Consider the following 17,907-nt stretch of genomic DNA (forward strand, 5'->3'; position numbering starts at 1 on the left):
GCTTTTCGGCTGGGACAATTCAGTCATGTCGAAAGACCCACAACAGGATGACCTCAGGTCATCAACTAAGCCAAACGGGGGCCTATATGATCCGCACCAACTTCATCGCTGTCTGTCTGTGTCTGGCGGTTGCATTGTTCGGCGGCAACGCCAGCGCCCAGTCGTATCTGGGCGCGAGTGATCTCGGCAGCATTCGTCAGGGCAATCAGGCGGCGCCTGCACTGCACCCGTCGACCGGACTCCGTGCCTCGGCGCCTGTTGCCGACGCGCAATCGGCCAGCGAAGCGATCAACCGTGCCGCGAGCGAGCGCAATGGTGCGCAGCCGGGCCCGAGCGCTCAGGATGTCGCCGCAACGCAGCGGGCGCTCGATACGCGTGACTTGCAGCATCCGCGGCAGACCCGCACGTTCGATGCGATTGCTCGTCCGTCGCGGCCTGACTGATCACTCGGGATGGGAGCGCCGGGCGTTCAGCGGTGTTCGCGATGAATACGGTGAATCCATGACGAGTGAATCGAACGTTTGCTTATTCGGCGAGTGCCGGAATCGCGCCCTCCTGAAACAGAACGCGCGGCGAATCCATCGTGCCGGACTCGTCATCGACCAGCACTTCGTAGGCGGCGATGCCGGCAAACCCCGAGGCCATGGCCTGTGCGATACGCACGGCACCGAATTCGGTACTGGCTTGGCGAAGCTCGCCGGGTTGCAGGGCGCCGTCCTTGTTCTTGCGATAGGGCACGACGATGAATTTGACGGATTTCGGATCACTCACGATGCAACTCCCCAAGGAACATTGGTGAAGGGAATGTAGCATAAGATACTGTACAAAAAAACAGTAATGTTTAAATGTACAGTGTTTTTGAGAGCGAGCCGCGGGGTGGGAGGCGACCGCAGCACGGTTATGGCTGCGGTGCTTTAGCGCTTGCGCGCGCGCGTTGCGAGAAACGTGGGCAGAAAGCGATCGACAACGAAACGCGGGTTGGGCTGCTCGTCTTCGTAAAACCCTTCGATCGCGAAACCGGCGTCAAGTTGTCCGCCGATCAAATCCCCGAGTGAGTGACCGAAGACCAACGCTTCACCGGCGTCGCGCTTCTTTTGAAGCTGGTCAGGCGGCAGATCGTTCAGATCGGAGTAGGGCAGTGTGTATTGCGGACGGATCAGGCCTTGTTTCGCAAAGTCGGGATCACGGTCGCCGATGAACACGACCGGATTGTAGAAACTCGCGAGCAATGCGCCGCCGGCTTTTAATACGCGATGGCATTCGCGCCAGACCGGGCGCACATCGGGCACGTAAAGATTCGAGATCGGGTGAAAGACGATGTCGAACGATGCGTTATCGAATGCGCTTAAATCGCGCATGTCGCCTTGGCGGGTGTTTAGCGTAAGGCCGTCGCGCTCGGCGACCTTGCGATCCTGTTCAAGCTGCGCGTCCGAGATGTCAAAGACCGTCACGAGCGCGCCAGCAGCCGCAAGCACGGGGGCTTGTTGCCCGCCTGCGGAGGCGAGGCAGAGGATGCGTTTCCCGGCAACATCGCCCAGCCAGTCCTTCGGCAACGGACGCGGCGTGAGATGCACGTTCCAGTTGCCGAGCTTGGCCGCCGCCACCGTTTCCGGACTCACAGGACGTGACCACTCACGCACTTCAGCCGCTTGTTTGTCCCATGCGGCGCGATTGTGCGAGAGGAAGTCGAGAGGGGGAGTCGTCGTTGTGGACATCGGCGGTATTACGCGGGATGGTTGTATTTCAGCCGCCGGCGAGTTTCTTGGTCAGGTTTTCGAGAAGGCTGTGCAGATACGCTGCATCGCGCTCGCCTGAAGCTGCCGGGTCGGTGACGCCCTTCGATCCTGTCAGGGGAATGCCTTGAGCCTTGATGAGCTCCTGGACGAAGGTTCGTGCAATTTGCCGGGCTTCCGGCAGTTCGTAGAGGGCCATGTTGTGACTCCGATGTTGTGACAAGAGCCGCGATTGTGCCATAGCGGTTGAATAAGCCCGTGGCAGCTGCGACGGCGCGCAGCCGGACACGTCTCGTTGCGACTCCGTCAGGTGGAGGATGCCCACGTGGTCGGCGGCTCATACAATCGCATGAAAACGGAAGGGGGCAGCGATGCGAAGCATACTCGGAGCGTTGTTGGCGGGCGTCTCGATAGGGGTGTCTGCACAGGGGAACAACTGCGACTGTCAGCAGATCGTCGGGGCATGTGCTGCCTCGATCGTTGTGGTTCCGACGGAATCCACAAAGGGGAGTTATGGGGCGGATATCAAAATCACGTCGACCAGCCCGATGTGTGCCAAGGTCGATTACTACGTCGACGGGACACCCTACTTCACGATTCTCAGTCAGGGAAATCAAGGCGACGATCGCGTCTTTGGAACCCAGCCGATAACGCGAAAGAATGTTTCCGACGTGAGCTGCAAGGTTTGCCGGCAAGTTGGCGGCAACGTTGCGAAACCGTCGGACAACGAGGTGAAGCGCGTGTTGGGTATTGGCGGGCGATGGCACGCGTCTGCCTGTCCGGGCGCGCCGGGATGGTGGGGCGGCGGCGGGCCGCCACGTGACGTGACCATGACGTTGAGCGCGAATGGTGGGGCGGTTTCCGGCGCGCTGAGCGAACACAGCTCGGCATATTCGTATTCGGCATCGCTTACCGGGACGCTCGTCGCCGGGAGCGCGCGAGTGAGCAGCAGTGTCGGCAGCACGCACGAAATGTCGCTGTCGACGGATGAACAGGTGCTGACGGATCGCTGGTGCAACAAGGATGGTGGTTGTGCCGTCTGCGCCATGACGCGTGAGTGAGTGCTGCGGGGGCAGCGAGGACGGTGAGAGCGACGAACACGTGATGCGAGGGCACCTTAACGCCACGCGTTAGAATCGGCTTTCATATCTGTTCCCGTGCGCCTTTGCTTTGAGTGAGTTGCGTCATGCCGATCAATTACCTGCGAGGATTCACCCAACCCGTGCGCACGGAGGCGGCCAATCGCCGGCTGGGGTGCTCGCTGGCGTTCGTTGCCGGTGCCGCGAACGCGGGCGGCTTTCTCGCGGTCGGGCAGTACACATCTCACATGTCCGGCATCGTGGCGTCGCTCTCAGATGATCTGGTGCTGGGACAGTTGGTGTACGTGCTCACCGGCGTCAGCGCACTTCTCGCGTTTCTCTTCGGCGCGGCCACTTCCTCCATCCTCGTCAACTGGGGACGCCGTCATCAGACGCACAGCGCCTACGCCGCGCCATTGTTGCTGGAGGCGGTACTGCTCATTGGTTTCGGACTGCTGGGGGCCAGCCTCGAACATCATCGATGGCTGTTTGCGTCGGCAACGGTGGCACTGCTGTGCTACGTGATGGGGCTTCAGAACGCGATCATCACGAAGATATCGAAGGCGGAAATACGAACGACGCATGTCACCGGTTTAGTGACCGACATTGGCATCGAACTGGGGAAAATGCTGTACTGGAATCGACCGGGTCTCTCGGCAGAACCGCAACGGGTCGCCGCCGATCAGGGCAAGCTTCGGCTGCTGGCATCGCTGCTCGGGATGTTCTTCCTCGGCGGCGTCGCGGGTGCCCTCGGTTTTAAACATCTTGGCTTCGTGTCGACAGTGCCGCTGGCGCTGATTCTCATCATGCTGGCGATCGTGCCGTTGCTGGATGATATTTCGCATCGGCCGATGCGGTAATGAATTCAACAGGACACCGACGCTTTAATCGAGTATGGTCAGGTCTGCTGTTTTGGCATGGCAAACAGAAGTCACGGATTGACTGCGGCGGAGCGCAACGGATTCACCGTCGCTTGAACGCACCGCGATGTTCCGACACCAGGAGAGCATGAATGAAGAATGCGATTCTCGTTGCGCTGTTGCTGTCCTCCCAAGCGATGTTGGCCAACGCCGAAACACCGCCAGCGCTGAATCGAACCGAGGTCAGCCGCGCTGAGCAGGCGGTCATCTGGGCGATGCCGGCCGTCAATACCGATCTGATGCGGCAAGCCGCCATCAAGGCAGGTGCCGGGGAGAACCAGATCGTCTATTGGTCGCGTCCGGTGGACTGGCGCAACCAGACGCTCACACCCAATCCAGATGCGATCTACCTGATGCCCTTCTTCAATACGAAGCAAGGGCCGATGGTGCTGGAGATTCCGTCGGCCGGTCGGGATGGCTCGATCACCGGCAACATTGACGACGTGTGGCAGATGCCGCTCGAGGATGCCGGTCCATCGGGGGCGGACAAGGGGGCAGGTGGCAAGTACTTGATACTTCCGCCGAGCTATCGCGGTCAGATTCCGAAGGGCTACATCGTGCTGCGTTCTCCGACGTACAGCGGCTATGCATTGATCCGCTCCACGTTGCGCAGCCACAGCGATGCCGATGTTGCCGAAGCTGTCGCTTATGGCAAGCGGGTCAAGCTGTACGCGCTTGCAAATGCCGCCAAACCGCCGCCGACGCGGTTCGTCGACGCGAACAATGCGCTTTTCGATTCGACGATCCCTTACGACATTCGCTATTTCCAGTCGCTGGATCGTATCGTCCAGAACGAACCGTGGCTCGAACGGGACAAGGTCATGATCGACTTGCTCCGATCAATTGGCATTGAGAAAGGAAAACCGTTCGCTCCTGACGACAGGAGAGTTGCCGCGCTCAACGAGGGCGCGCGCAACGCGCACGATTGGATCGCCTATCAGTCGGAGCGGGCCTACGAACCTTATTTTCCTAATACGCGTTGGGTGGTTCCTGCGGCATCGGCGTTGGTTCAGGATGCGTCGAAGGGTTATACGGAACCCGACATCTATCCTGTCGATGCCCGTGCGATCGTTTATTCGATGGGGTACGTGGGGATCAAGCGGTTGGGCGCGGGGCAGTTTTATCTGCTGTCGTGGCAAGACAAGAGCGGAGAGGCGCTTGATGGCGGGCAGCAATATCGGCTGACGGTGCCGCGTGACGCGCCGATGCGCCAGTATTGGTCGGTGACGGCATATAGCCGCGCCACGCATGCGCTTATTAAAGACGTGCCGGGCGCGAGCCGTTCCTCGCAAGTCCCCGATATGGAGAAGGGGCCCGACGGTTCGGTGACGATTTACTTTGGACCCGAAGCGCCATCGGGCCACGAGAAGAACTGGGTGCCAACGAAGCGCGGAGAGAAGTTTGAGTTGCTGTTCCGTTTATACGGACCCACGCAACCGCTCTTCGACAAGACGTGGGTGCTGCCGGATCTTGTGAAGGTCAATTAATACTGAGGTGCCAACATGTCATTGCACATGTCGAGAGTGATTCTTTACGTTCGCAACGTCAGCTTGCTTAGCGCGTTCTATCAAAAGCACTTCGATCTTCCTGTGGTCGAGGAAATCGTGGGCGAGTGGGTTGTCCTTCGCGCCGGCGCTGTCGAACTTGCGCTGCATCTGGTTGGCGAGCCATTTCGGGGCCAGTTGCCGACGGGAACTCCGTCGAACGCCAAATTGGTGTTCACCGTGCCCTCAGGACTGCCCGAATTGCGTGAGCGCCTGATCCACGATGGCGTGCGCATGCGTGAGCTCAAGCGATATGACGGCTTTCCGTTATTTATGTGCGACGGCGAAGACCCGGAAGGCAATGTGTTCCAACTCGCGCAGCCTGACTGATTTGACCAATTTGAAACGAAAAAACCCGCACAGCCAAAGACTGTGCGGGTTTTTCTATTCTGGTCGGGGCGAGAGGATTTGAACCTCCGACCACCTGCACCCCATGCAGGTACGCTACCAGGCTGCGCTACGCCCCGTGAGAGACACATCGTTAAATGTATCGCTCGAAAGCAGGCGATTATAGCAGAGCTTTTTGCAGGAATGAAAGCGTCTGTGCGCTTTCTCCGCATATTTTTTCTTCTGCCTACATCACCCACCCTCGCACACCCAACGCCTCACCCTCGCGCATCGCTCCGGCATCCCCCCGCAAGTGCACACCCGAACCCCATGATGGTTATCCCGAATGTCACATTCAGGGGGCCTCCTCATAATGGAATCCTGCCTATCGAGGCTTGGAGACAAGCGATGCCGCATATCCAGGGATTCGACGCCGCGCGCGACCTCTTGCTCGCGCAGCGCGCCCACTACGACGTGGCGTACCGTGACTTCCGCTGGCCCGTGCTTACCCGCTTCAACTGGGCCCTCGACTTCTTCGATCCGCAAGCACAGAACAACTCCCAACCCGCCCTCTGGGTCGTCGAAGAAGACGGCAGCGAAACGCGCCTCTCCTTCGCTCAGATGTCCGCTCGCTCAAATCAGGTCGCCAACTTCCTGCGTGCCCAAGGCGTCGCGCGTGGCGACCGCGTGCTGTTGATGCTGCCCAATCAAGTCGAACTCTGGGACCTCATGCTCGCCTGCATGAAACTCGGTGCCGTCATGATTCCCGCCACCACACTGCTCGCCGCGGGCGATCTCGTCGATCGCATCGAACGTGGCCGCGTGCGGCACGTCGTCACCACCACACGCGACGCGCTCAAGTTCGCCAGCCTGCCCGGCAACTACCAACGCATTGCCGTCGGTGAACATCCGCCCGATGGCTGGACCTCCCTCGCGCCCGCCTACGACGAGCCCGACACCTTCACGCCCGACGGCACCACGCTCGCCACCGACCCGTTGCTGCTGTACTTCACGTCCGGCACCACGTCGCGTCCGAAGCTCGTGCTTCACACGCATCAAAGCTATCCCGTCGGGCACCTCGCCACGATGTACTGGCTTGGCTTACAGCCGGGCGACGTGCACTGGAATATCAGCTCACCCGGCTGGGCTAAGCACGCGTGGAGCTGCTTCTTCGCCCCTTGGAACGCGGGCGCGACGATCTTCATCTACAACTTCTCACGCTTCGACGCGCGTGCCGCGCTCGAGACGGCCGCGCGCTGTGGCGTCACCACGTTGTGCGCACCGCCCACTGTCTGGCGGATGATGATTCAGGAAGACCTTGCCCGGCACCCGGTGAAATTCCGTGAACTGATCGGTGCAGGCGAGCCGCTCAATCCCGAAGTGATCGATCAGGTCAAACGCGCGTGGAACATCACGATTCGCGATGGCTACGGGCAAACCGAAACGTGCTGCCAGATCGGCAACTCGCCGGGACAACCCGTCAAAGCCGGAGCGATGGGGCGGCCGATGCCCGGCTATCGTGTCGTCTTGCTCGACCACGACGGCGTGCCGGCCGATGAAGGGGAGATCGCACTCGTCATCTCGCAGCGCCCAACGGGGCTGATGCAAGGCTACGAAGACGATCCGGAGAAGACCGCCGACGTCATGCGCGATGGCTACTACCGCACGGGCGATGTCGCCATGCGCGACGACCACGGTTACTTCACCTATGTCGGGCGCGCCGACGATGTGTTCAAAGCCTCGGACTATCGCATCAGCCCGTTCGAGCTTGAAAGCGAACTGATCAAGCATCCGGCCGTAGCAGAGGCGGGCGTAGTACCCAGCCCCGACCCCGTGCGGCTCGCTGTGCCCAAGGCGTTCGTCTCGCTTCGCACCGGTTTCGTGGCCGACGAGAAACTCGCGCTCGATATCCTCAGGTTCTGCCGCGATCATCTGGCGCCATACAAGCGTATTCGCCGTCTGGAATTCTGTGAATTGCCGAAGACCATCTCGGGCAAGATTCGACGCGTCGAACTACGCCGTACGGAAGAAGGGCGAAGTCTCGACGCCCGGCGCGAACTTGAGTTCTGGGATGTCGATTTCGCCGACTTGAAGTGATGCGGCGGGGCGCTCGCCCCACGCCGCTTTCTGCTTGCCTGCCGGTTTCACCGCATGTGCTGAATCACAAGCTCGGCACCCAGCATCGCCAGACCGACGAAAAAGCAGCGGCGGAATACCGGCGCGCTGACACGCCCACGCACCCATTGTCCGAAGAACATGCCGCCGAGCGCCGGGGCAAGCGCCAGCAGTGACACACCGATGGCATGTCCGTGAAAAATGCCATCACGTGCCAGCCCGGCGGCGAGCGCCACCGTCGACACGGTGAACGACAACCCCAGCGCCTGCACCAGATCGTCCTTGTCGAGTTCTAGCGCTTGCAGAAAGGGCACGGCCGGAATGACGAAGACGCCGGTCGCCGCTGTCACCAGCCCCGTGATCACCCCGATCACGCCGCCCAACGCGCTGACCCGCCCGTGCGTCCACGTCGGCGGAATCCGCATGCGCACCGCCGCGAGCCCCAGCGCCGCATAAGCCAGCAACGCCACGCCCAGTGCAATGCCCGGCGTATTTCCGCCGTCTGCCAGCCACCCGCCACCCGCCCACGTGCCGATGCAGATACCCGCGAGCATCGGCCACAGCCGTTTTGCCAACGCCACGAAACGCGGGCCGGCAAGCAATTGCCAGACGTTGGTGACCAACGAGGGCACGATCAGCAGGGCGGCGGCTTCTGCCGTCGGCATCGCCAGCCCGAGCAGGCCGACGGCGACCGTCGGTAACCCCAGCCCGATCACGCCTTTGACGAAGCCCGCGAGCAAGAAGGTGACGAGCCCCAGCGAGAGCAGGGGGATGAGGTCGTTAAGGTGTTGTGTATTCATCATGCTGCCCAGTATCGGTGCGCATGACCCCATCGCCAATGTGGCATTCGCGCAGGGGGACTCAGGCTGACACTGAGGCTCTTGTTTCCCGCTGTCCGGCCCTGACCCAACCCCCGCGATGGGGTTGAAAAGGCCGCCGCACTGGCGTGCGCCGGGCCGCCCGGGAAGCGCTCTCACGCCGCCAGCCAACGGCCAGCGCACTCGCGATCGGCAGGCGTTGACGCGTGATGATGGCGTTTTCGGCGGCGTCCGACGCGCTTTGGCGTTTTCAGTTATGCTCAGGCCAAATTCGCGCCGTGCCGCGCCTGAAGTGCCTCCCGGAGCCATGCCCCGGCGAGCGCCGCGTCAGGCCATCGGCACCCCGTAGACCACCGTACGCCACCGTGCCCTCGACAGATCATGGCTTTGCCGTGACAGGCACCGGCGGCGACAGCCATGCCGTACAGCATCGCGCCTCACCAGAGGGATGGAAGTTGGAAAACAAGAATTGCCAGAACGAACGACGCGACGCGTCGACCGCCGGTGACGTGCTCGACCGGCGCCTCGCACTCATCATGCAGCCCGCGCATCGCGCGCTGCTTGGCCAGGGCTTGTCCGGTATCGAACGCGAAACCCTGCGCGTCGAAGACAACGGCGCCCTCGCACTGACGCCGCACCCGCGTGCGTTGGGCTCGGCCCTCACCAACGAAGAAATCACCACCGATTACTCGGAATCGCTGCTCGAGTTCATCACGCCGCCCCAGCACGACGCCGCCGAAGTCATCGCCCGCCTCGACGAGATCCATCAGTTCGCCTACCGCAAGCTCGGCACTGAACTGCTCTGGAGCGACTCGATGCCGCCCGCCTTGCCGCCGGAAGAGATCATTCCGATCGCCGACTACGGCACGTCGCATATCGGCCTGCTCAAGCACGTGTACCGTCGCGGTCTGGCGCTGCGCTACGGCAAGCCGATGCAATGCATCGCCGGTATCCATTACAACTTCTCGCTCGCAGAGCCCGTCTGGGAACTGCTGCGCGAACAAGAGGGTGTCACCGACGCGACGGCGTCCGCTCGCGACTATCAGTCCGCGCGTTATGTGGCGCTGATTCGTAACTTCCGCCGCTATAGCTGGCTGCTGATGTATCTGTTCGGCGCATCGCCGGTGCTGCATGCCGAGTTTCTGCGCGGGCGTGAACATGGGCTCGATTCGTTCGACGCCGGCACGCTCGGTCTGCCTTACGCGACCAGCCTGCGCATGAGCGATCTGGGCTATCAGAACAGCGCGCAATCGGAAGTCTCGCCGTGCTACGACTGCCTGCCGAGCTATATCGACGCCCTCACGCAAGCCGTCAGCCAGCCGCATCCGCCTTACGAGGCGCTGGGTACGAAGCGCAACGGCGAGTGGATTCAGCTCTCGACCAACCTGCTGCAAATCGAAAACGAGTTCTACGCCACGATTCGCCCGAAGCGCGTGACATACAGCGGTGAGCGCCCGGTGCAGGCGCTCGCGCGTCGCGGTGTGCAGTATGTGGAAGTGCGTTGCGTCGACATCGACCCGTTCCTGCCGGTCGGTATCGACGTGGATACGGCACGCTTCATCGACGCCTTCATGCTGTTCTGCGCGTTCGAAGACAGCCCGTCGTGCTCGAATGCCGAGAACATGGAGAACCGCGACAACTTCGCGCACGTGGTCAAGGAAGGCCGCAAGCCGGGCCTCGTGCTGCATCGCGCCGGTGAAGCCATCACGCTGTTCGACTGGGCCGAGCAACTGCTCGATCGCATCGACCGCACGGCGGCCGCGTTCGACGCCCAGCGTGGCGGTGCGCATTACGCCCACACGATGGCCGTGCAACGCGCCAAGGTGCAGGACGTGACGCTCACGCCGTCGGCCCGCGTCATGGCGGCGCTCGAACCGCTGCGCGGCACCGAGGGCGGCGCGTTTCAGGCGTTCTCGCTGGCACAGAGCAAGCGGCATGCGCAGACGCTGCGCGCCATGCCGCTCGATGACAAGATCGTCGAGCACTTCGAAACGCTGGCCCGCAAGTCGCTGGAGACGCAAGCCGAGTTGGAGCGCACGCAAGTGGGCGACTTCGACGCCTTCGTCGCAGCGTATCGCGCAGGCACGCTCGGGACGGTGTCGGTCTGACGTTGCCGTGAGAGGGGTTTCCCCCTCGGCACTGGGCGATCGAAATCCATTGCTCAAATGCTCAAATGAAAAAAGCGCCTCGCAAGGGCGCTTTTTTCTTTTGGCCAAGCCGGTGATTCGATCACCGGTGGCGCGATATCAGCCCAGCACACCGAACTGCCAGCCGAAGAACACGGCCAACCCGAGGCCGATGGTGAGCAACTGATGCCGCGTTGCCGCACATACCGCAATCGCAGCGAGCGCGGCGACCAATTGTGGATTGCGCCACGTCAGCTCGAGTCCGTGACCATGCGGTGCGAGCGTCATGGGCACGATGATCGCCGTGAGCACGGTCACGGGGACGAACGACAGCGCCTCGCGCAGCCACTCGGGGAAGCGCACCCGGTCGCCCAGCACGAAGATGCCGGCCTTCACCGCGAAGGTCACCACGGCCATGCCGAGAATGGCGACGACGTAGTTCATTGCGCACCTCCCGGTCCCGGCGTGGATTTGCGTGTCAGTGCGTCGCCGCGTCGGCGTGCGTGCAGCGTCACCATACCGGCCACGATACCGGCCGTTACCGCCGCGAGCAGCCCCAGTTTGTACGGCAGCCCCTGACAGAGATATGCGGCGGCGCCCGCCACCACCGTGGCCACGGCCCACGGCATGCGTGCCATCTGCGGCACGATGATCGCGATGAACGTTGCCACCATTGCGAAATCGAGACCGAGCGTTTGCAAGCGCGGGAAAGCCGCCCCGAAGATCAAGCCCACCAGCGTCCAGAACTGCCAGTTCGCATACATCGACAGACCGGAGCCGAGGAAGTACCAGTGCCCCATCGGGTCGTCGGGATGCTTGTGGAAATGGCTGCTGGTCACAGCAAATGTCTCGTCCGTCAACGTAAAGCCGAGCAGGCAGCGCCAGCGCAGATTCAGATGGCGCACGTGCGGCAGCAAGTTGGCCGCGTACAGCATGTGACGCAAGTTGACGATGAAGGTCGTTGCCCAGAGCACCGCGTAACCGACGCCCGTTGCAAACAGCCCGGCCGCGATGAACTGGCTGGAGCCGGCAAAGACGGTCAGCGACATGAGCTGGCCATGCCACGTAGCCATTGGCGTGGTGGCGACCAGCGCGCCGAAGATCAGCCCAAAGGGCGCGGCGCCGACGATCATCGGGAAGGTGTCGCGAATGCCTGCGGTAAAGCTGGCCGCGCGGGACGGGACGGACATGACGGTGCTGACCTCAAAAAGCGGTTGCGAATGGCTGTGAGCATATCGTGCCGCCCCGGCGCTGACTTGTACGTTCTTGCGAACGGCGGGTAAGCCCTGAGTCGGTCCCGAACTAGCGGCGAGTCAGCCGTTGGAAGCCCGGAAGGGCGGCGCACAGCCGCCGCCCGGCAGCGAGTCCGTCCCGCGTCAAATGCCTCAAATGCAAACGGCCGCCATGAAGGCGGCCGTTTCAGTCCTGCATTCCAGCCAAAGCCTGCGGCGGCTTTGGCCGGTCAAGCCCGGTCAATCATCAGGGATGTTTGAACATGTCGAGAATACGGGCTTTCTCGCTCGCGTCCACGCCACCCGGCGACGGTGCCTGTCCGGCAGCCGGCGGCGGTGCGGCCGGCGCGTTCGAGTTGTTGCCGAAGAACGGCAGCGAGAAACCACCGCTGTTGTCGTCAATGCCGATGCTCGCCACGAAGCCGTTGCCCGGCATCTTGTCGGACTCGTAAAGCTCGCCGTTCACCACGCTCACGCCGTCGGGCATGGCCATCTGCTGCTGCGGCACGCCGTTGAGGGCGACGCCCATGTACTTCGTCCACACCGGCAATGCCAGTTGCGCGCCGAATTCGCGGCTGCCCAGCGTCTTGGGTTGGTCGAAGCCGAGCCACGCCACCGCGACCAGCGAGTGCTGATAGCCGGCAAACCAGCCATCGAGCGCGTCGTTGGTCGTGCCCGTCTTGCCCGCCAAGTCGTTGCGCTTGAGCACGTTGGTGCCCGAGCCCGTGCCGCGCTGGGCCACGCTTTGCAGCAGGCTGTTCATGATGAACGCGTTGGGTGCCGAGATCGCACGAGCGGCATTGATGCCCGCGATCACCGGCGTGGCCTTGTTCAGCACGTTGCCGCGCGCATCGCGAATTTCGCTGATCAGGTAGGGCGCCACGCGGTAACCGCCATTCGCGAACACGGCGTACGCACCGGCCAGTTGCAACGGCGTCGTCTGACCGGCACCGAGAGCCATCGGCAGATACGGCGGCACCTTGTCGGCATCGAAGCCGAAGCGGGTCGCAAAGTCCTGAGTGAACTGCGTGCCTGCGAATTGCAGCAGTCGGATGGCGACCAGATTCTTCGAGCGTTGCAGCCCTTCGCGCACGGTCATCGGGCCGCTGAAGGCGTCGTCGTCGTGCGGGTCCCAGGCCTGTCCGCCGGTCTGGGCGGGCGGCAGGTTGAGCGGGCCGTCCATGACCATCGTCGCGGGGCTCACGCCCTTCTCGATGGCGGCCGAGTACACCACCGGCTTGAACGTCGAGCCCGGCTGACGCCATGCCTGCGTCGCACGATTGAACTTGCTCTGATTGAAGTCGAAACCGCCGACCAGCGCACGAATGGCGCCGTCGTCAGGCGAGAGCGACACGAGCGAGCCCTGCACCTCGGGCAATTGAGTCACGCGCCACTTGCCGCGCGCGTCCTTCATGATGCGAATGATCGAGCCCGGACGAATACGCACTTTCTCGGCAGCCTTCGCCGACAGGGCCGGCGAAGCAAAACCGATACCGTCGCCGCTGATGGTCACGGCATCGCCCGAGAGCGGAATCGCCGTGATCTGCGACGAGCTGGCGGCGACCACGACTGCGGCCACCAGATCGCCGTTGTCAGGGTGTTCGAGCAGGGCGTCTTCAATCGACTGCTGACGGTCGGGCATCGGAGCGGGCAGTTCGACGAAGCCCTCGGGGCCGCGATACGAGTGACGGCGCTCGTAATCGAGCACGCCCATGCGCACCGCTTCATACGCCGCCTGCTGCTTCTTCGAGTCGAGCGTCGTAATGACGGTCAGGCCACGCGTGTACGTCTCGTCCTTGTACTGGTCGTACACCGCCTGACGCACCATTTCGGCCACGTACTCGGCATGCACGTTGTATTCGTTGCCGGCCGTGCGTGTGCGAATCGGCTCGTGCAGGGCATCTTCGTACTGATTGCGCGTGATGTAGCCCAGATCGAGCATGCGCTTGAGGATGTATTCCTGACGAATCTTGGCGCGCTTCGGATTGACGATCGGGTTGTACGCCGACGGTGCCTTGGGCAGCCCGGCCAGCATGGCCGCTTCACCCAGCGAAATGTCCTTCAGATCCTTGCCGAAATAGATCCGCGCGGCGCTCGCGAAGCCATAAGCACGCTGACCCAGATAAATCTGGTTCATGTACAGCTCGAGAATCTGGTCTTTGGAGAGAGCCGACTCGATCTTGTAGGCGAGCAGCATTTCGTAGATCTTGCGCGTGGCCGTCTTCTCGCGGGAGAGGAAGAAGTTGCGGGCCACCTGCATCGTGATCGTACTGGCGCCTTGCGCCGCACCACGGTGGATAACGTCGGAGACGCCCGCCCGCAGAATGCCGATGAAGTCGACGCCGCCGTGATCGTAGAAGCGGTAGTCCTCGATCGCGAGCACGGCCTTTTTCATCACGTCGGGAATCTGGTCGATGGTGACCAGACTGCGGCGCTCTTCGCCAAATTCGCCGATCAGCACGTTATCCGACGTGTACACGCGCAGCGGCACCTTGGGCCGGTAGTCGGTGATGACGTCGAGCGGCGGCAGGTTCGGGCGCATGACGATCAGCGCATAGCCGACGATCAGGGCACCGATCACGGCCAGCCCGGCAAACGCGGTAATGATGACGCCGAGCGTGCCGAAGCCGCGCTGGCGGCCGGCAGCGCGCAGGGCGAGCCTGCCGCGGCGAGTGCCGGATGTAAGGGCGGGAGTGGAAGTAGCTGAAGTACTGGGCACCGGATCAGACGGCGCACGAGGCGGCAAATAATGCTTCAAGGACATACCCAACGAAAATTGCAGGATGGGAACAGGCCGGCCGGCCTAGCGCTGCGTGGATCCCCGCCGCGCGGCGAATTTGGGAAATCGGAAAATCGCAGAAGTATGCCACGCCATGGCGGGCCACCTCCAAAAACTCAACGGCGTGCTTCGGTGGCCATGCGCAGGGCCAGCGCACCCAACACACCGCCCATCAGCCAGCGCTGAATGCGCAGCCACGCCGGGCGTTGTGCGAAGAACGTCGCAATGGCACCGGCCGATAGCGCCACGCTGGCATTCACCAGTACGCTGCAAACGATCTGCGTGGTCCCCAGCACCAGCGACTGGGTGAGCACGCTGCCATTTTCCGGGTGCACGAACTGCGGCAGCAGCGCCAGATACAACATGGCGATCTTCGGGTTGAGCACGCTGGTGAACAGGCCCATCAGGAACAGGCGGCGATTGCTGTCACGCGGCAAGGCGCGCACTTCGAACGGCGAACGCCCGCCCGGCTTGAGTGCCTGCCACGCCAGCCAGAGCAGATAGACCGCACCGCCGAAGCGCAGCACGTCGTACGCAAACGGCACCGCGAAGAGCAGGGCGGTAATGCCGAAGGCGGCGCTGATCATGTAGACCACGAAGCCGAGCGCGACACCGCCCAACGAGACCAGTCCCGCCGCAGGCCCCTGACACAGGGAGCGCGAGATCAGATACATCATGTTCGGCCCGGGCGTGAGGGCCATACCGATGGCGACAAGCGCGAAGGCCAGCCAGGTTGCGATTGAAGGCATGTTGGGCGAGGCAGTCGAGTGGGGGCCGGTGGATGACCCGGGGCAATCGTGGCGAGGGTGCGAGGGCAGACATTGCAGCCATGGCAGCGATCGCGGCAATCACGACGATCTCGGGTATACCAGCGGGTCAAAAAACGTAAGCTGCAAGATACCACGTCAATGGCGTGCACGCCGGTTGAGTGCCGTGGGTGACGTCAAACCCTTATCTGGCGGGCTTCCCCGCCATTTCAGCAGGGTCAGCCCAGCCGTTTCAGAAAAATCGTCATTTCCTTCTCCGCCTGACGGTCGCCGTGCGATTGGGCCGCCGCAATGCCACGCGTCCATGCGTCGCGGGCACCCTCGATATCCCCCGCCCCCTGACGTGCTTTGCCCAGCAGCTTCCACGCGGCGGTGTAAGCCGGATCGAACGCCACGCAATGGGTGAGGTGCTCAGCCGCCACCGCGAAGTTCTGGGCATCCAGATAGGCTTTTCCCAGCCCGAATCGCAGCAACGCGTTGTCTTTGCCAGCGGCCAATAGCTTCTCGAGACCTTCGATCATGATTCGAATAAGTTGTTTAGATATATAAAATATGACATATCATCGGACCGGCTCCCCAGTCCGTCGAGTACATCTCTGGTTTTGCTGCACAAGACGGCTGCGCGGCGGTGAGGCGTGCATCGCGCGCTTGATTTACGTCAAGACGAGCGTGTGTCAAAGGCTTGGCGGGTGGGCACGTAAACCCGCAGGATGCTCAAGTCTGGCGCGCGCCGCGCCGATGTCACAAGTATGACCGGCCCGTCAGAGGCCGGACAGGGGGTGAGCCACCCATGATAGAGACGGAGACGACAGCATGTTGCGGAGCTTTTCGATTAAGGCGCGCCTGGGTTTGACCATGGCGCTGTTGGCGGCATTGTTGATTCTGATGGGCGCGCTGGGTATCGCCGGCATGACGCGCACGGGCGATGCACTGCGTGAGACGTATGCAAGTCATCTTGCGGCGACGGTGGCACTGGGCAAGGACAACGCCACACTGGCCCGCACGCGCGCCATTCTGGACCGGGTGGTGCTTCACCCCGATTCTCCCGACGTCCCCAAGGTCGTCAGCCGGGCGCAGGGCATGCTCAAGGATGCCGACGCGGCGTGGGCTGCCTATCTGGCACTGCCCCGTGGCGGCGAGGAGCAACGCATGGCCGATGAGGTTGCTGCGCGCCGTGCGACGTTCTTCGAGAAAGGCATGAACCCGATGATCGCCGCCATCAACGCGGGCGATCGCGTGGCCATGGACGACATCACCATGAACTCGCTGCCCAAGAACTATGCGGCGTTGACGACGGTGAGCGACGCGCTGGCGGCCTACAAGATGAAGCTCGGACGCGAGACCTATGAGGCCTCGATGGCCGAGCTCGCCATATTCCGCTGGGTGAGCGTGGCCGCCACCGTGCTGGGCGTGCTGCTCTCGATTGCCTGTTACTTCTCGCTGCGCGGCGCGATCATGCGGCCGCTGCACGACGCGCTGGCACATTTCGAGGCCATCTCGGCCGGTCAACTCGACAACCAAATTGAAGTGCGGGGCAAGGACGAGATGTCGCTGCTCATGCGCGGCGTCGATGCGATGCAGTCGCGGCTGGCAGGGACGATTCGCGGTGTGCGCCGCAGTTGCGACGCCATGGCCACGGCGACGGCAGAGATTGCGGCAGGCAACACGGATCTGTCGGCCCGTACGGAGCAGCAGGCGGCCTCGCTGGAAGAGACGGCGTCGTCGATGGAAGAGTTGACCGCGACCGTCAAGCAGAATGCCGACAATGCGCGTCAGGCGAGCCAGCTTGCCGTCAACGCATCGGACATTGCTTCGCGCGGCGGACAGGTAGTCGCACGTGTGGTCGATACGATGCACGGTATTTCCAGCAGCTCGTCGCAGGTGGTGGAGATCATCAGCGTGATCGACGGCATAGCGTTCCAGACCAATATTCTGGCGCTCAATGCGGCGGTGGAAGCGGCGCGTGCAGGCGAGCAGGGACGGGGCTTCGCGGTGGTGGCCGGGGAAGTGCGCACGCTCGCGCAACGCAGCGCCACGGCAGCCCGCGAGATCAAGGCGTTGATCGAGGCCTCGGCGCAAAAGGTGTCTGACGGGTCATCGCTGGTGGCCGAAGCTGGCCGCACGATGAACGACATCGTGCAAGCGGTGCAGCGCGTGACCGACATCATGGGCGAAATCTCGGCAGCGTCCGACGAGCAGAGCGGCGGCATCGAGCAGGTGAATCAGGCCGTCACGCAAATGGATACCGTCACGCAGCAGAACGCGGCGCTGGTCGAGCAGGCGGCCGCCGCAGCCGCCTCGCTCGAAGATCAGACGAGTGCCTTGCGTGCCGAGATGGCCCGTTTCCGGTTAGGCGATGAAAGTCACGCTGGCGGCCAACGGCGTGCCGCGCTGCATGCCGTGGCGACGCCGCCGTTGACGTTGGCGGCATGACGTCGGCAGCCGTTGCCGTGCCTCGCTTTGGGCG

Annotated in this window: 17 protein-coding genes and 1 tRNA gene; 8 read left to right on the forward strand and 10 right to left on the reverse strand. The window is 62.6% G+C overall.

Annotation, left to right across the window (positions count from 1 at the left end; genetic code table 11):
- The first annotated feature begins 86 nt into the window (after positions 1 to 86).
- Positions 87 to 443, forward strand: coding sequence for a hypothetical protein (locus CDV44_RS06030; RefSeq protein ID WP_087687065.1), 357 nt, complete (start codon positions 87 to 89; stop codon positions 441 to 443).
- Positions 444 to 525: 82 nt separating this feature from the next.
- Here the strand turns inward: CDV44_RS06030 and CDV44_RS06035 are convergent, their stop codons facing one another.
- From CDV44_RS06035 to CDV44_RS06045, 3 genes are all read right to left on the reverse strand, one after another.
- Positions 526 to 771: a hypothetical protein gene (locus CDV44_RS06035; protein ID WP_058378207.1), complete on the reverse strand. Its 246-nt coding sequence runs from the start codon at positions 769 to 771 to the stop codon at positions 526 to 528.
- Between the two features lie 143 nt (positions 772 to 914).
- Positions 915 to 1,715 (reverse strand): class I SAM-dependent methyltransferase, encoded by an 801-nt coding sequence (locus tag CDV44_RS06040; protein ID WP_087687067.1) that lies wholly within the window; start codon positions 1,713 to 1,715, stop codon positions 915 to 917.
- A 28-nt stretch (positions 1,716 to 1,743) separates the two neighbouring features.
- Positions 1,744 to 1,932 carry a hypothetical protein gene (locus CDV44_RS06045; RefSeq protein WP_058378210.1) on the reverse strand — a complete coding sequence of 63 codons (189 nt, stop codon included), beginning with the start codon at positions 1,930 to 1,932 and terminating at the stop codon, positions 1,744 to 1,746.
- A 196-nt stretch (positions 1,933 to 2,128) separates the two neighbouring features.
- Between CDV44_RS06045 and CDV44_RS06050 the strand changes: the two genes are divergently transcribed.
- From CDV44_RS06050 to CDV44_RS06065, 4 genes are all read left to right on the forward strand, one after another.
- Positions 2,129 to 2,794, forward strand: coding sequence for a hypothetical protein (locus CDV44_RS06050; RefSeq protein WP_141118681.1), 666 nt, complete (start codon positions 2,129 to 2,131; stop codon positions 2,792 to 2,794).
- 125 nt (positions 2,795 to 2,919) lie between these two features.
- Positions 2,920 to 3,672: a YoaK family protein gene (locus tag CDV44_RS06055; RefSeq protein WP_087687069.1), complete on the forward strand. Its 753-nt coding sequence runs from the start codon at positions 2,920 to 2,922 to the stop codon at positions 3,670 to 3,672.
- 152 nt (positions 3,673 to 3,824) lie between these two features.
- A complete protein-coding gene (locus CDV44_RS06060; RefSeq protein ID WP_087687070.1) occupies positions 3,825 to 5,219 on the forward strand; it encodes a DUF1254 domain-containing protein in 1,395 nt (464 codons plus the stop codon).
- A gap of 15 nt (positions 5,220 to 5,234) precedes the next feature.
- Complete coding sequence (locus tag CDV44_RS06065) at positions 5,235 to 5,606, forward strand: lactoylglutathione lyase (protein ID WP_087687071.1); 372 nt, start codon at positions 5,235 to 5,237, stop codon at positions 5,604 to 5,606.
- A gap of 60 nt (positions 5,607 to 5,666) precedes the next feature.
- Here the strand turns inward: CDV44_RS06065 and CDV44_RS06070 are convergent.
- Positions 5,667 to 5,743, reverse strand: a tRNA-Pro gene (locus CDV44_RS06070).
- Positions 5,744 to 6,011: 268 nt separating this feature from the next.
- On the opposite strand from CDV44_RS06070, the gene CDV44_RS06075 reads away from it, so the two are divergent.
- A complete protein-coding gene (locus CDV44_RS06075) occupies positions 6,012 to 7,700 on the forward strand; it encodes an AMP-binding protein (protein WP_170935859.1) in 1,689 nt (562 codons plus the stop codon).
- A 47-nt stretch (positions 7,701 to 7,747) separates the two neighbouring features.
- Here the strand turns inward: CDV44_RS06075 and CDV44_RS06080 are convergent, their stop codons facing one another.
- On the reverse strand, positions 7,748 to 8,521 hold the full coding sequence (locus CDV44_RS06080; protein ID WP_087687073.1) for a sulfite exporter TauE/SafE family protein: 774 nt from the start codon (positions 8,519 to 8,521) through the stop codon (positions 7,748 to 7,750).
- Positions 8,522 to 8,991: 470 nt separating this feature from the next.
- Between CDV44_RS06080 and gshA the strand changes: the two genes are divergently transcribed.
- Positions 8,992 to 10,644 carry a glutamate--cysteine ligase gene (gene gshA / locus CDV44_RS06085; RefSeq protein WP_371328735.1) on the forward strand — a complete coding sequence of 551 codons (1,653 nt, stop codon included), beginning with the start codon at positions 8,992 to 8,994 and terminating at the stop codon, positions 10,642 to 10,644.
- 138 nt (positions 10,645 to 10,782) lie between these two features.
- Here gshA and CDV44_RS06090 read toward each other — a convergent pair whose 3' ends face one another.
- The 5 genes from CDV44_RS06090 to CDV44_RS06110 form a co-directional block, all read right to left on the reverse strand.
- Positions 10,783 to 11,106, reverse strand: a complete 324-nt coding sequence (locus tag CDV44_RS06090; protein WP_087687074.1) for an AzlD domain-containing protein — start codon at positions 11,104 to 11,106, stop codon at positions 10,783 to 10,785.
- On the reverse strand, positions 11,103 to 11,852 hold the full coding sequence (locus tag CDV44_RS06095) for an AzlC family ABC transporter permease (protein WP_087687075.1): 750 nt from the start codon (positions 11,850 to 11,852) through the stop codon (positions 11,103 to 11,105). The genes CDV44_RS06090 and CDV44_RS06095 overlap by 4 nt, the downstream gene beginning before the upstream one ends.
- Positions 11,853 to 12,141: 289 nt before the next feature.
- Entirely contained in the window at positions 12,142 to 14,658 is a 2,517-nt protein-coding gene (locus tag CDV44_RS06100; protein WP_371328728.1) for a penicillin-binding protein 1A, read from the reverse strand.
- Positions 14,659 to 14,789: 131 nt separating this feature from the next.
- Positions 14,790 to 15,422, reverse strand: a complete 633-nt coding sequence (locus CDV44_RS06105; protein WP_087687076.1) for a LysE family translocator — start codon at positions 15,420 to 15,422, stop codon at positions 14,790 to 14,792.
- 236 nt (positions 15,423 to 15,658) lie between these two features.
- Positions 15,659 to 15,961: a hypothetical protein gene (locus CDV44_RS06110; RefSeq protein WP_087687077.1), complete on the reverse strand. Its 303-nt coding sequence runs from the start codon at positions 15,959 to 15,961 to the stop codon at positions 15,659 to 15,661.
- Positions 15,962 to 16,253: 292 nt separating this feature from the next.
- Between CDV44_RS06110 and CDV44_RS28650 the strand changes: the two genes are divergently transcribed.
- Complete coding sequence (locus tag CDV44_RS28650) at positions 16,254 to 17,873, forward strand: methyl-accepting chemotaxis protein (protein WP_087687078.1); 1,620 nt, start codon at positions 16,254 to 16,256, stop codon at positions 17,871 to 17,873.
- Positions 17,874 to 17,907 lie beyond the last annotated feature (34 nt).

The sequence above is a fragment of the Pandoraea sp. PE-S2R-1 genome (assembly GCF_002179865.1).
Lineage (GTDB): Bacteria > Pseudomonadota > Gammaproteobacteria > Burkholderiales > Burkholderiaceae > Pandoraea.